General features: G+C 50.6%; 15 protein-coding genes. 9 read left to right on the top strand and 6 right to left on the bottom strand.

Annotated elements, in window-relative coordinates:
• Positions 1–58: 58 nt before the first annotated feature.
• On the top strand, positions 59–190 hold the full coding sequence (gene sgrT / locus G434_RS05750) for a glucose uptake inhibitor SgrT (RefSeq protein ID WP_001248768.1): 132 nt from the start codon (positions 59–61) through the stop codon (positions 188–190).
• 107 nt (positions 191–297) lie between these two features.
• Here sgrT and leuD read toward each other — a convergent pair whose 3' ends face one another.
• The 5 genes from leuD to leuL form a co-directional block, all read right to left on the bottom strand.
• Positions 298–903 (bottom strand): 3-isopropylmalate dehydratase small subunit, encoded by a 606-nt coding sequence (gene leuD / locus G434_RS05745; RefSeq protein ID WP_000818231.1) that lies wholly within the window; start codon positions 901–903, stop codon positions 298–300.
• Positions 904–913: 10 nt separating this feature from the next.
• A complete protein-coding gene (gene leuC / locus G434_RS05740; RefSeq protein ID WP_001140662.1) occupies positions 914–2,314 on the bottom strand; it encodes a 3-isopropylmalate dehydratase large subunit in 1,401 nt (466 codons plus the stop codon).
• Between the two features lie 2 nt (positions 2,315–2,316).
• Positions 2,317–3,408: a 3-isopropylmalate dehydrogenase gene (leuB, locus tag G434_RS05735; RefSeq protein ID WP_000042357.1), complete on the bottom strand. Its 1,092-nt coding sequence runs from the start codon at positions 3,406–3,408 to the stop codon at positions 2,317–2,319.
• Positions 3,408–4,979, bottom strand: a complete 1,572-nt coding sequence (gene leuA, locus G434_RS05730; RefSeq protein ID WP_000082847.1) for a 2-isopropylmalate synthase — start codon at positions 4,977–4,979, stop codon at positions 3,408–3,410. Before leuA ends, leuB begins: the two co-directional genes overlap by 1 nt.
• A 92-nt stretch (positions 4,980–5,071) precedes the next feature.
• Positions 5,072–5,158 carry a leu operon leader peptide gene (gene leuL, locus G434_RS0125945; RefSeq protein WP_001300467.1) on the bottom strand — a complete coding sequence of 29 codons (87 nt, stop codon included), beginning with the start codon at positions 5,156–5,158 and terminating at the stop codon, positions 5,072–5,074.
• Between the two features lie 658 nt (positions 5,159–5,816).
• On the opposite strand from leuL, the gene leuO reads away from it, so the two are divergent.
• Positions 5,817–6,761 carry a transcriptional regulator LeuO gene (gene leuO / locus G434_RS05725; RefSeq protein WP_001115472.1) on the top strand — a complete coding sequence of 315 codons (945 nt, stop codon included), beginning with the start codon at positions 5,817–5,819 and terminating at the stop codon, positions 6,759–6,761.
• Positions 6,762–6,915: 154 nt separating this feature from the next.
• Here the strand turns inward: leuO and G434_RS30010 are convergent, their stop codons facing one another.
• A complete protein-coding gene (locus G434_RS30010) occupies positions 6,916–6,960 on the bottom strand; it encodes a protein YabR (protein WP_120795371.1) in 45 nt (14 codons plus the stop codon).
• Positions 6,961–7,078: 118 nt separating this feature from the next.
• On the opposite strand from G434_RS30010, the gene ilvI reads away from it, so the two are divergent.
• The 7 genes from ilvI (at position 7,079) to ftsL (ending at position 12,846) form a co-directional block, all read left to right on the top strand.
• Positions 7,079–8,803 carry an acetolactate synthase 3 large subunit gene (gene ilvI / locus G434_RS05720; protein WP_000425632.1) on the top strand — a complete coding sequence of 575 codons (1,725 nt, stop codon included), beginning with the start codon at positions 7,079–7,081 and terminating at the stop codon, positions 8,801–8,803.
• A 2-nt stretch (positions 8,804–8,805) separates the two neighbouring features.
• Positions 8,806–9,297, top strand: a complete 492-nt coding sequence (ilvN, locus tag G434_RS05715; protein WP_001252744.1) for an acetolactate synthase small subunit — start codon at positions 8,806–8,808, stop codon at positions 9,295–9,297.
• A gap of 11 nt (positions 9,298–9,308) precedes the next feature.
• Positions 9,309–9,395: a fruR/shl operon leader peptide gene (locus tag G434_RS0125950; RefSeq protein WP_001303787.1), complete on the top strand. Its 87-nt coding sequence runs from the start codon at positions 9,309–9,311 to the stop codon at positions 9,393–9,395.
• 81 nt (positions 9,396–9,476) lie between these two features.
• Positions 9,477–10,481: a catabolite repressor/activator gene (gene cra, locus G434_RS05710; protein ID WP_000762401.1), complete on the top strand. Its 1,005-nt coding sequence runs from the start codon at positions 9,477–9,479 to the stop codon at positions 10,479–10,481.
• 601 nt (positions 10,482–11,082) lie between these two features.
• Entirely contained in the window at positions 11,083–11,541 is a 459-nt protein-coding gene (gene mraZ, locus G434_RS05705; protein ID WP_001295770.1) for a division/cell wall cluster transcriptional repressor MraZ, read from the top strand.
• Position 11,542: 1 nt separating this feature from the next.
• A complete protein-coding gene (gene rsmH, locus G434_RS05700) occupies positions 11,543–12,484 on the top strand; it encodes a 16S rRNA (cytosine(1402)-N(4))-methyltransferase RsmH (protein WP_000970479.1) in 942 nt (313 codons plus the stop codon).
• Positions 12,481–12,846 (top strand): cell division protein FtsL, encoded by a 366-nt coding sequence (gene ftsL, locus G434_RS05695; protein ID WP_000625658.1) that lies wholly within the window; start codon positions 12,481–12,483, stop codon positions 12,844–12,846. The genes rsmH and ftsL overlap by 4 nt, the downstream gene beginning before the upstream one ends.
• Positions 12,847–12,856 lie beyond the last annotated feature (10 nt).

Below are 12,856 nucleotides of genomic sequence, written 5' to 3' on the forward strand. Positions count from 1 at the left end.
ATTTTATTTTCCCTATATTAAGTCAATAATTCCTAACGATGAAGCAAGGAGGTGCCCCATGCGTCAGTTTTATCAGCACTATTTTACCGCGACAGCGAAGTTGTGCTGGTTGCGTTGGTTAAGCGTCCCACAACGATTAACTATGCTTGAAGAACTGATGCAGTGGGAGGGGAGTCATTCTGACTACTGATTTGCGGACATCATGTGTGACTGAGTATTGGTGTTAATCGCCACGCCAGCAGTGATTATCTGCTGGCTTTTTTCTTTTTGGCGATTGAGTGCCGGACGGTTTACAAACTAACGCATAAATGCCGGTTGCTTCTCTTCATAAGACGCAATGGCGTCGTCGTGCTGCAATGTCAGGCCGATGCTGTCCAGACCGTTCATCATGCAGTGGCGGCGGAAGGCATCGATGGTAAAGCGATACGTTTTCTCTCCCGCTTTCACCTCTTGCGCTTCCAGGTCTACATCAAAATGAATCCCCGGATTGGCTTTCACCAGCGCAAACAGTTCGTCCACTTCGGCATCGCTTAATTTCACCGGCAGCAGCTGGTTGTTAAAGCTGTTGCCGTAGAAGATGTCAGCAAAACTCGGGGCAATCACCACTTTAAAACCGTAATCGGTCAATGCCCACGGCGCGTGCTCACGCGAGGAACCGCAGCCGAAGTTTTCTCGTGCCAGCAAAATGGAAGCGCCCTGATACTGCGGGAAGTTCAGCACGAAGTCCGGGTTTGGCTGTTGGCCTTTTTCATCCAGAAAACGCCAGTCGTTAAACAGATGCGCGCCAAAACCAGTACGGGTCACTTTCTGCAAAAACTGTTTCGGGATGATTGCATCGGTATCGACATTGGCGGCATCCAGCGGAACCACCAGGCCTGTGTGTTTGATAAATTTCTCTGCCATGGTGTGCTCCTTATTTAATGTTGCGAATGTCGGCGAAATGTCCGGTCACCGCAGCAGCGGCAGCCATTGCCGGGCTGACCAGATGCGTGCGCCCTCCACGCCCCTGGCGGCCTTCAAAGTTACGGTTGCTGGTGGAGGCACAACGCTCACCCGGATTCAGGCGATCGTTGTTCATCGCCAGACACATTGAGCAACCTGGCAAGCGCCATTCAAAACCGGCTTCAATAAAGATTTTGTCCAGACCTTCCGCTTCCGCCTGGGCTTTTACCGGGCCAGAGCCGGGAACCACCAGTGCCTGCACGCCTGGCGCGACTTTCCGTCCTTTGGCGATTTCAGCCGCCGCGCGTAAATCTTCAATACGCGAGTTAGTGCAGGAACCGATAAACACTTTGTCGATAGCCACTTCTGTCAGCGGAATACCCGGTTTCAGCCCCATATAGGCCAGCGCTTTTTCTGCCGACGCGCGTTCAACCGGATCGGCAAACGAAGCCGGATCGGGAATATTGTCGTTCACGGAAATCACCTGACCTGGATTGGTGCCCCAGGTGACCTGCGGTGAAATCTCTTCTGCCCGCAAAGTCACAACGGTATCGAAAGTTGCGCCTTCGTCGGTTTGCAGAGTTTTCCAGTAGGCAACGGCGTCGTCGAAATCTTTGCCTTTCGGCGCATGCAGACGGCCTTTGACATAGTTAAAGGTGGTTTCGTCCGGTGCAACCAGACCGGCTTTCGCGCCCATTTCGATTGCCATATTGCACAGGGTCATACGACCTTCCATGCTTAAATCACGGATTGCTTCGCCGCAAAACTCCACCACATGCCCGGTGCCGCCTGCGCTGCCAGTTTTACCGATAATCGCCAGCACGATATCTTTCGCGGTAATGCCCGGCGCGGCTTTGCCCTGGACTTCAATTTTCATGGTCTTCGCACGACCCTGTTTCAGGGTTTGCGTTGCCAGTACGTGTTCAACTTCGGAAGTGCCGATACCAAAGGCCAGTGCGCCAAACGCGCCGTGGGTGGCGGTATGCGAGTCGCCGCAGACAATAGTCATCCCCGGCAATGTGACGCCCTGTTCCGGCCCCATTACATGGACGATCCCCTGATACGGGTGATTCAGGTCATACAGCTCGACGCCAAACTCTTTGCAGTTTTTGATCAGCTCCTGCATCTGGATGCGCGCCATTTCACCGCAGGCATTAATGTCTTTGGTCTGAGTAGAGACGTTGTGATCCATGGTGGCGAAGGTTTTCCCCGGCTGACGTACCGGGCGACCGTGGGCGCGCAGACCATCGAACGCCTGCGGTGAGGTCACTTCATGCACCAGGTGGCGGTCGATATATAACAGCGGGGTTTCGTTTTCGGCTTCGTACACTACGTGAGCGTCGAACAATTTTTCGTATAACGTCTTAGCCATGATTACACCCCTTCTGCCACGTAGCGGGCAATGATATCGCCCATTTCATTGGTACTAACGGCGGCAGCGCCACGGGCTAAATCTCCGGTGCGAATGCCTTCTTCTAATGCGCGGTTAATGGCGCGTTCAATGGCGGAAGCCGCATCATCGGCATCCAGGCTGTAACGCAGCAGCAGTGCCAGCGACAGGATTTGTGCAATCGGGTTGGCGATGTTTTTGCCTGCGATATCTGGTGCGGAGCCGCCTGCCGGTTCATACAGACCAAAACCTTGTTCGTTCAGGCTGGCGGAAGGCAACATCCCCATTGAGCCAGTGATCATTGCGCACTCGTCAGACAGAATGTCGCCAAACAGGTTGGAGCACAGCAGAACGTCAAACTGTGATGGATCTTTAATCAGCTGCATGGTGGCGTTGTCGATGTACATATGCGCCAGTTCGACATCCGGGTATTCCGTGGCGATCTCGTTAACGATCTCCCGCCATAAAATAGAGGATTGCAGCACGTTGGCTTTGTCGATAGACGTCACTTTATGGCGACGTTTACGAGCAGATTCAAACGCGATGCGGGCGATACGTTCAATCTCAAAACGGTGATACACCTCGGTATCAAACGCTTTTTCATATTGTCCACTACCTTCGCGGCCTTTTGGCTGACCGAAATAGATGCCGCCGGTCAGTTCGCGCACACACAGGATGTCGAAGCCGTTAGCGGCAATGTCAGCACGCAGCGGACAGAATGCTTCCAGCCCCTGATACAGTTTTGCCGGACGCAGATTGCTGAATAATTTGAAGTGTTTACGCAAAGGCAACAGTGCGCCGCGTTCTGGTTGCTGGTCTGGCGGCAAATGTTCCCACTTCGGACCACCTACCGAGCCAAACAGCACGGCATCGGCTTGCTCACAACCTTCAACCGTCGCAGGCGGCAGCGGCTGCCCGTGGTTATCAATGGCTGCGCCGCCTACATCGTAATGGCTGGTGGTGATGCGCATCGCAAAGCGGTTGCGCACGGCATCCAGCACTTTCAGCGCCTGGGTCATCACTTCCGGCCCGATCCCATCTCCGGGCAAAACGGCAATATGGTAATTCTTCGACATCACACGGTTTCCTTGTTGTTTTCGTTGTGTTGAGCTTTGCGTTGCAACTCTTTTTCGACTTCTGTGGCACGCCAGATATTGTTAAGTACGTGCACCATGGCTTTGGCGGAGGACTCGACAATATCGGTGGCCAGGCCGACGCCGTGGAAGCGGCGACCATTGTAGTTGGCGACAATATCCACCTGACCCAGCGCATCTTTACCGTGGCCTTTGGCGGTCAGGCTGTACTTCACCAGTTCGACGTTATAGTCAGTGATGCGGTTTATCGCCTGATAGACGGCATCGACCGGACCGTTACCGTTGGCGGCTTCTGCTTTGACTTCTTCGCCGCAGGCCAGTTTGACGGCGGCAGTGGCAATATCGTTAGAGCCAGACTGCACGCTGAAGTAATCCAGACGGAAATGCTCCGGCTCTTCTTGCTGCTTACCGATGAAGGCCAGTGCCTCCAGATCGTAATCAAACACCTGACCTTTTTTGTCCGCCAGCTTCAGGAAGGCATCGTACAAATTGTCTAAATTATATTCACTTTCTTTATACCCCATCTCATCCATGCGGTGTTTTACTGCCGCACGTCCCGAACGAGAGGTCAGATTCAGCTGGATTTGGTTCAAACCAATAGATTCTGGTGTCATGATTTCGTAGTTTTCGCGGTTTTTCAGCACACCATCCTGATGAATACCGGAGGAGTGTGCGAATGCGCCGCTGCCAACAATGGCTTTGTTTGCCGGGATCGGCATATTACAAATCTGGCTAACTAATTGGCTGGTGCGCCATATTTCCTGGTGATTAATGGCGGTATGAACGTTGAGAATATCCTTACGAACTTTGATCGCCATGATCACTTCTTCCAGGGAACAGTTACCGGCACGCTCGCCGATCCCGTTCATTGCACCTTCCACCTGGCGTGCACCGGCATGTACCGCCGCCAGTGAGTTTCCGACCGCCAGGCCCAAATCGTCGTGGGTATGTACGGAAATAATGGCTTTGTCGATGTTGGGTACGCGTTCATACAGCCCGCTGATGATTCCGGCGAACTCAAATGGCATGGTGTAGCCCACGGTGTCCGGGATGTTGATGGTGGTGGCACCGGCATTAATCGCCGCTTCGACCACTCGCGCCAGATCGGCAATTGGGGTGCGTCCGGCATCTTCGCAAGAAAATTCAACATCATCGGTGTAATTACGGGCGCGTTTCACCATATAGATAGCGCGTTCGATCACCTCGTCCAGCGTGCTACGCAGCTTGGTGGCAATGTGCATTGGCGAAGTGGCAATAAAGGTATGAATCCGGAAGGCTTCGGCGACTTTCAGAGATTCGGCCGCCACGTCGATATCCTTTTCCACGCAGCGAGCTAACGCGCATACGCGGCTGTTTTTAACCTGGCGAGCGATGGTTTGCACTGATTCAAAATCACCCGGCGAAGAGACGGGGAACCCGACTTCCATCACGTCAACACCCATACGCTCAAGGGCCAGCGCAATTTGCAGTTTTTCTTTCACACTCAAGCTTGCCTGTAACGCCTGTTCACCGTCGCGCAATGTGGTATCGAAAATAATGACTTGCTGGCTCATGGTTTGGGTCCTTGTCTCTTTTTGAGCGCCTCGCTTCGGGCATAAAAAAACCCGCGCAATGGCGCGGGTTTTTTGTTTGACTGCGTGCTGGCTTAATGCTGGATGCCGCTCACTCGTCTACCGCGCAAAGAAGATGCGTTTAGTAGTAGTAGACCGATAAAGCGAACGATGTGAGTCATTAAATCAGCTCCAGATGAATGCGATATGCTTTTAGAGTTACTGGATACAAAAACGGATGTCAACCCTGACGTAATAAAAACGTCCCGCCAGCATGAGTTCTGCATCCGTCAAATTAGCTAATTGTGCTGCGGTGGTTAAAACAAGCGATATTAATTTCTGCTTAACCACCGCCGCTTTTCATCGGTTGACATATTTCAGAATAAATTTTTGCATCTAATCGACGAGGGAAAGGGGGATAAAATGCACGCGTTACAAAACCTATCCTGATGATTTGTATTGAATTATATGTTTTGCGAATTTTTTGATATTGATTTGGTGAATATTATTGATCAATTAATGTTAAGGATTAATGCATTAAACATATAAATTAATTATTAAAAAAGCACATTTAATCCATTTTGTGGATGATTGAGTATTCGCGGTAGTTATGATTAGATTGTTTTCGCAACAAAAACATTATGGATTATTATGCTGTGGTAAATGACGCTTTCCACGGCAATGGATTCTGTTTTTATAAGAACCCGTATCTTTATGTTTTCCTAATTTTACTCATTTTCCTTTTTCTTATTTTATATGCATGATAAATCATATTCTCGAGGATTATTTCTCTGCATTCCAATAAGGGAAAGGGAGTTAAGTGTGACAGTGGAGTTAAGTATGCCAGAGGTACAAACAGATCATCCAGAGACGGCGGAGTTAAGCAAGCCACAGCTACGCATGGTCGATCTCAACTTATTAACCGTTTTCGATGCCGTGATGCAGGAGCAAAACATTACCCGTGCCGCTCATGTTCTGGGAATGTCGCAACCTGCGGTCAGTAACGCTGTTGCACGCCTGAAGGTGATGTTTAATGACGAGCTTTTTGTTCGTTATGGCCGTGGTATTCAACCGACTGCTCGCGCATTTCAACTTTTTGGTTCAGTTCGTCAGGCATTGCAATTAGTACAAAATGAATTACCAGGTTCAGGCTTTGAGCCTGCCAGTAGTGAACGTGTATTTCATCTTTGTGTCTGCAGCCCGTTAGACAGCATTCTGACCTCGCAGATTTATAATCACATTGAGCAGATTGCGCCAAATATACATGTTATGTTCAAGTCTTCATTAAATCAGAACACTGAACATCAGCTGCGTTATCAGGAAACGGAGTTTGTGATTAGTTATGAAGACTTCCATCGTCCTGAATTTACCAGTGTGCCATTATTTAAAGATGAAATGGTGCTGGTAGCCAGCAAAAATCATCCAACAATTAAAGGCCCGTTACTGAAACATGATGTTTATAACGAACAACATGCGGCGGTTTCGCTCGATCGTTTCGCGTCATTTAGTCAACCGTGGTATGACACGGTAGATAAGCAAGCCAGTATCGCGTATCAGGGCATGGCAATGATGAGCGTACTTAGCGTGGTGTCGCAAACGCATCTGGTCGCTATTGCGCCGCGTTGGCTGGCGGAAGAGTTCGCTGAATCCTTAGAATTACAGGTATTACCGCTGCCGTTAAAACAAAACAGCAGAACCTGTTATCTCTCCTGGCATGAAGCTGCCGGGCGCGATAAAGGCCATCAGTGGATGGAAGAGCAATTAGTCTCAATTTGCAAACGCTAACTGAATGCAGAATAGGTCAGACATTAATGTCTGGTTTGTTCTGCATTTTTTATTGAATGTAGAATTTTATTCTGAATGTGTGATTTCGCTATTTTAGGATTAATTAAAAAAATAGAGAAATTGCTGTAAGTTGTGGGATTCAGCCGATTTATTATCAATTTAATCCTCTGTAATGGAGGATTTTATCGTTTCTTTTCACCTTTCCTCCTGTTTATTCTTATTACCCCGTGTTTATGTCTCAGGCTGCCAATTGCTTAAGCAAGATCGGACGGTTAATGTGTTTTACACATTTTTTCCGTCAAACAGTGAGGCAGGCCATGGAGATGTTGTCTGGAGCCGAGATGGTCGTCCGATCGCTTATCGATCAGGGCGTTAAACAAGTATTCGGTTATCCCGGAGGCGCGGTCCTTGATATTTACGATGCATTGCATACCGTGGGTGGTATCGATCATGTTTTAGTTCGTCATGAGCAGGCGGCGGTGCATATGGCCGATGGTCTGGCGCGCGCGACCGGGGAAGTCGGCGTCGTGCTGGTAACGTCGGGTCCAGGGGCGACCAATGCGATTACTGGCATTGCCACCGCTTATATGGATTCCATTCCCTTAGTTGTCCTTTCCGGGCAGGTAGCGACCTCGTTGATAGGCTACGATGCCTTTCAGGAGTGCGACATGGTGGGGATTTCTCGCCCGGTGGTTAAACACAGTTTTCTGGTTAAGCAAACGGAAGACATTCCGCAGGTGCTGAAAAAGGCTTTCTGGCTGGCGGCAAGTGGTCGTCCTGGGCCCGTGGTCGTTGATTTACCCAAAGATATTCTTAATCCGGCGAACAAATTACCCTACATCTGGCCGGAGTCGGTCAGTATGCGATCTTACAATCCCACGACCTCCGGGCATAAAGGGCAAATTAAGCGCGCTCTGCAAACGCTGGTGGCGGCAAAAAAACCGGTTGTCTATGTAGGCGGTGGGGCAATCACGGCGGGCTGTCATCAGCAGCTAAAAGAAACGGTGGAGGCGTTGAATCTGCCCGTTGTTTCCTCATTAATGGGGCTGGGGGCGTTTCCGGCAACGCATCGTCAGGCACTGGGCATGCTGGGAATGCACGGCACCTACGAAGCTAATATGACGATGCATAACGCGGATGTGATTTTTGCCGTCGGGGTACGTTTTGATGACCGAACGACGAACAATCTGGCGAAGTACTGCCCAAATGCCACGGTTCTGCATATCGATATTGATCCTACTTCCATTTCTAAAACCGTGACTGCTGATATCCCGATTGTGGGGGATGCTCGCCAGGTCCTCGAACAAATGCTTGAACTCCTGTCGCAAGAATCCGTCCATCAACCGCTGGATGAGATCCGCGACTGGTGGCAGCAGATTGAACAGTGGCGCGCTCGTCAGTGCCTGAAATATGACTCTCACAGTGAAAAGATTAAACCGCAGGCGGTGATCGAGACTCTTTGGCGGTTGACGAAGGGAGACGCTTACGTGACGTCCGATGTCGGGCAGCACCAGATGTTTGCTGCGCTTTATTATCCATTCGACAAACCGCGTCGCTGGATCAACTCTGGCGGCCTCGGCACGATGGGTTTTGGTTTACCTGCGGCACTGGGCGTCAAAATGGCGTTGCCAGAAGAAACCGTGGTTTGCGTCACGGGCGACGGCAGTATTCAGATGAACATCCAGGAACTGTCTACCGCGTTGCAATACGAGTTGCCGGTACTGGTAGTGAATCTCAATAACCGCTATCTGGGGATGGTGAAACAGTGGCAGGACATGATCTATTCCGGCCGTCATTCACAATCTTATATGCAATCTCTACCCGATTTCGTTCGTCTGGCGGAAGCCTATGGTCACGTCGGGATCCAGATTGCTCATCCGCAAGAACTGGAAAGCAAACTTAGCGAGGCGCTGGAACAGGTGCGTAATAATCGCCTGGTGTTTGTTGATGTCACCGTCGATGGCAGTGAGCACGTCTACCCGATGCAGATTCGCGGGGGCGGAATGGATGAAATGTGGTTAAGCAAAACGGAGAGAACCTGATTATGCGCCGGATATTATCAGTCTTACTCGAAAATGAATCAGGCGCGTTATCCCGCGTGATTGGCCTTTTTTCCCAGCGAGGCTACAACATTGAAAGCCTGACCGTTGCACCAACTGACGATCCGACATTATCGCGTATGACCATCCAGACCGTGGGCGATGAAAAAGTGCTTGAGCAGATCGAAAAGCAATTACACAAGCTAGTCGATGTATTACGCGTGAGCGAGTTAGGGCAGGGCGCGCATGTTGAGCGGGAAATCATGCTGGTGAAAATTCAGGCCAGCGGCTACGGGCGTGACGAAGTTAAACGTAATACGGAAATATTCCGTGGGCAAATTATTGATGTCACACCCTCGCTTTATACCGTTCAATTAGCAGGCACCAGCGATAAGCTTGATGCATTTTTAGCATCGATTCGCGATGTGGCGAAAATTGTGGAAGTTGCTCGTTCTGGTGTAGTCGGACTTTCGCGCGGCGATAAAATAATGCGTTGAGAATGATCTCAATGCGCAATTTGCAGCCCAACATGTCACGTTGGGCTTTTTTTGCGAAATCAGTGGGAACCTGGAATAAAAGCAGTTGCCGCAGTTAATTTTCTGCGCTTAGATGTTAATGAATTTAACCCATACCAGTACAATGGCTATGGTTTTTACATTTTACGCAAGGGGCAATTGTGAAACTGGATGAAATCGCTCGGCTGGCGGGAGTGTCGCGGACCACTGCAAGCTATGTTATTAACGGCAAAGCGAAGCAATACCGTGTGAGCGACAAAACCGTTGAAAAAGTCATGGCTGTGGTGCGTGAGCACAATTACCACCCGAACGCCGTGGCAGCTGGGCTTCGTGCTGGACGCACACGTTCTATTGGTCTTGTGATCCCCGATCTGGAGAACACCAGCTATACCCGCATCGCTAACTATCTTGAACGCCAGGCGCGGCAAAGGGGTTATCAACTGCTGATTGCCTGCTCGGAAGATCAGCCCGACAACGAAATGCGTTGTATCGAGCATCTTTTGCAGCGTCAGGTTGATGCCATTATTGTTTCGACGTCGTTGCCACCTGAGCATCCTTTTTATCAACGCTGGGCTAACGACCCGTTCCCGATTGTCGCGCTGGACCGCGCCCTCGATCGTGAACATTTCACCAGCGTGGTTGGTGCCGATCAGGATGATGCCGAAATGCTGGCGGAAGAGTTACGTAAGTTTCCCGCCGAGACGGTACTTTATCTTGGCGCGCTGCCGGAGCTTTCTGTCAGCTTCCTGCGTGAACAAGGTTTCCGTACTGCCTGGAAAGATGATCCGCGCGAAGTGCATTTCCTTTATGCCAACAGCTATGAGCGGGAGGCGGCTGCCCAGTTATTCGAAAAATGGCTGGAAACGCATCCGATGCCGCAGGCACTGTTCACAACGTCGTTTGCGTTGTTGCAAGGGGTGATGGATGTCACGCTACGTCGTGACGGCAAACTGCCTTCTGACCTGGCAATTGCCACCTTTGGCGATAACGAACTGCTCGACTTCTTACAGTGCCCGGTGCTGGCAGTGGCTCAACGTCACCGCGATGTCGCAGAGCGTGTGCTGGAGATTGTCCTGGCAAGCCTGGACGAACCGCGTAAGCCAAAACCTGGTTTAACGCGCATTAAACGTAATCTCTATCGCCGCGGCGTGCTCAGCCGTAGCTAAGCCGCGAACAAAAATACGCGTCAGGTGAATTTCTCTCTGGCGCGTTGAGTACGGGAATGGACATCAATATCCTTAAAGTAAATAAGACTATTCCTGGCTATTATTGATAAATGCTTATAAACCTGCCCGTTAATTACCTCACCAGATGAAATTCACAATAATTAAGTGATATCGATAGCGCGTTTTTGCATTATTTTGTTACATGCAGAGATGAATTGCCGATTTAACAAACACTTTTCTTTGCTTTTGCGCAAACCCGCTGGCATCAAGCGCCACACAGACGCAACAGGGACTGTTAACCGGGGAAGATATGTCCTAAAATGCCGCTCGCGTCGCAAACTGACACTTTATATTTGCTGTGGAAAATAGTTAGTCATTTTAAAACGGTGATGACGATGAGGGATTTTTTCTTACAGCTATTCATAACGTTAATTTGCTTCGCACGTTGGACGTAAAATAAACAACGCTGATATTAGCCGTAAACATCGGGTTTTTTACCTCGGTATGCCTTGTGACTGGCTTGACAAGCTTTTCCTCCGCTCCGTAAACTCCTTTCAGTGGGAAATTGTGGGGCAAAGTGGGAATAAGGGGTGAGGCTGGCATGTTCCGGGGAGCAACGTTAGTCAATCTCGACAGCAAAGGGCGCTTATCAGTGCCTACCCGTTATCGGGAGCAGCTGCTTGAGAACGCTGCCGGTCAAATGGTTTGCACCATTGACATTCATCACCCGTGCCTGCTGCTTTACCCCCTGCCTGAATGGGAAATTATCGAGCAAAAATTATCGCGTCTGTCGAGCATGAACCCGGTTGAGCGCCGTGTGCAGCGCCTACTGTTAGGTCATGCCAGCGAATGTCAGATGGATGGCGCAGGTCGATTGTTAATCGCGCCAGTACTGCGGCAACATGCCGGGCTGACAAAAGAAGTGATGCTGGTTGGACAGTTCAACAAGTTTGAGCTGTGGGATGAAACAACCTGGCATCAACAGGTCAAGGAAGATATCGACGCAGAGCAGTTGGCTACTGGAGACTTATCAGAGCGACTGCAGGACTTGTCTCTATAAAATGATGGAAAACTATAAACATACTACGGTGCTGCTGGATGAAGCCGTTAATGGCCTCAATATCCGTCCTGATGGCATCTACATTGATGGGACTTTTGGTCGCGGTGGTCACTCACGTCTGATCCTCTCGCAGCTTGGCGAAGAGGGGCGTTTGCTGGCGATCGATCGCGACCCGCAGGCTATCGCCGTTGCGAAGACTATTGATGATCCGCGCTTCTCCATCATCCACGGACCTTTCTCCGCGCTGGGCGAATATGTTGCCGAGCGCGATCTTATCGGCAAGATCGACGGCATTCTCCTCGATCTTGGCGTCTCTTCACCGCAACTTGATGATGCTGAACGCGGCTTTTCCTTTATGCGCGATGGTCCGCTGGACATGCGTATGGACCCAACCCGTGGGCAGTCAGCCGCTGAATGGCTACAAACCGCAGAAGAAGCCGATATCGCCTGGGTATTGAAAACCTATGGTGAAGAGCGTTTTGCCAAACGCATTGCCCGCGCCATTGTCGAGCGTAACCGCGAACAGCCGATGACCCGCACCAAAGAACTGGCGGAAGTCGTGGCTGCCGCTACGCCGGTGAAAGATAAGTTTAAACATCCCGCGACCCGGACCTTCCAGGCGGTGCGCATTTGGGTAAACAGTGAACTGGAGGAGATAGAGCAGGCGCTAAAAAGCTCGCTCAACGTGCTGGCCCCGGGTGGGCGGCTTTCGATCATCAGCTTCCACTCGCTGGAAGACCGTATTGTGAAACGTTTTATGCGTGAAAACAGCCGCGGTCCGCAAGTTCCGGCAGGGTTACCGATGACTGAAGAGCAGCTCAAAAAACTGGGTGGCCGTCAGCTGCGAGCACTAGGCAAGTTAATGCCGGGCGAAGAAGAGGTGGCTGAGAACCCTCGTGCCCGTAGTTCAGTTCTGCGTATTGCAGAGAGGACGAACGCATGATCAGCAGAGTGACAGAAGCTCTAAGCAAAGTTAAAGGATCGATGGGAAGCCACGAGCGCCATGCATTGCCTGGTGTTATCGGTGACGATCTTTTGCGATTTGGGAAGCTGCCACTCTGCCTGTTCATTTGCATTATTTTGACGGCGGTGACCGTGGTAACCACGGCGCACCATACCCGTTTACTGACCGCTCAGCGCGAACAACTGGTGCTGGAGCGAGATGCTTTAGACATTGAATGGCGCAACCTGATCCTTGAAGAGAATGCGCTCGGCGACCATAGCCGGGTGGAAAGGATCGCCACGGAAAAGCTGCAAATGCAGCATGTTGATCCGTCACAAGAAAATATCGTAGTGCAAAAATAAGGATAAACGC

Origin of the sequence: Escherichia sp. KTE172, from assembly GCF_000408845.1 — a bacterium.
GTDB lineage: Bacteria > Pseudomonadota > Gammaproteobacteria > Enterobacterales > Enterobacteriaceae > Escherichia > Escherichia coli.

Bases quoted from the DNA above. Each gene is read 5' to 3' on its own strand.
- sgrT (WP_001248768.1), top strand. From the start codon at position 59: ATGCGTCAGTTTTATCAGCACTATTTTACCGCGACAGCGAAGTTGTGC.
- leuD (WP_000818231.1), bottom strand. From the start codon at position 903: ATGGCAGAGAAATTTATCAAACACACAGGCCTGGTGGTTCCGCTGGAT.
- leuC (WP_001140662.1), bottom strand. From the start codon at position 2,314: ATGGCTAAGACGTTATACGAAAAATTGTTCGACGCTCACGTAGTGTAC.
- leuB (WP_000042357.1), bottom strand. From the start codon at position 3,408: ATGTCGAAGAATTACCATATTGCCGTTTTGCCCGGAGATGGGATCGGG.
- leuA (WP_000082847.1), bottom strand. From the start codon at position 4,979: ATGAGCCAGCAAGTCATTATTTTCGATACCACATTGCGCGACGGTGAA.
- leuL (WP_001300467.1), bottom strand. From the start codon at position 5,158: ATGACTCACATCGTTCGCTTTATCGGTCTACTACTACTAAACGCATCT.
- leuO (WP_001115472.1), top strand. From the start codon at position 5,817: ATGCCAGAGGTACAAACAGATCATCCAGAGACGGCGGAGTTAAGCAAG.
- ilvI (WP_000425632.1), top strand. From the start codon at position 7,079: ATGGAGATGTTGTCTGGAGCCGAGATGGTCGTCCGATCGCTTATCGAT.
- ilvN (WP_001252744.1), top strand. From the start codon at position 8,806: ATGCGCCGGATATTATCAGTCTTACTCGAAAATGAATCAGGCGCGTTA.
- G434_RS0125950 (WP_001303787.1), top strand. From the start codon at position 9,309: ATGCGCAATTTGCAGCCCAACATGTCACGTTGGGCTTTTTTTGCGAAA.
- mraZ (WP_001295770.1), top strand. From the start codon at position 11,083: ATGTTCCGGGGAGCAACGTTAGTCAATCTCGACAGCAAAGGGCGCTTA.
- rsmH (WP_000970479.1), top strand. From the start codon at position 11,543: ATGATGGAAAACTATAAACATACTACGGTGCTGCTGGATGAAGCCGTT.
- ftsL (WP_000625658.1), top strand. From the start codon at position 12,481: ATGATCAGCAGAGTGACAGAAGCTCTAAGCAAAGTTAAAGGATCGATG.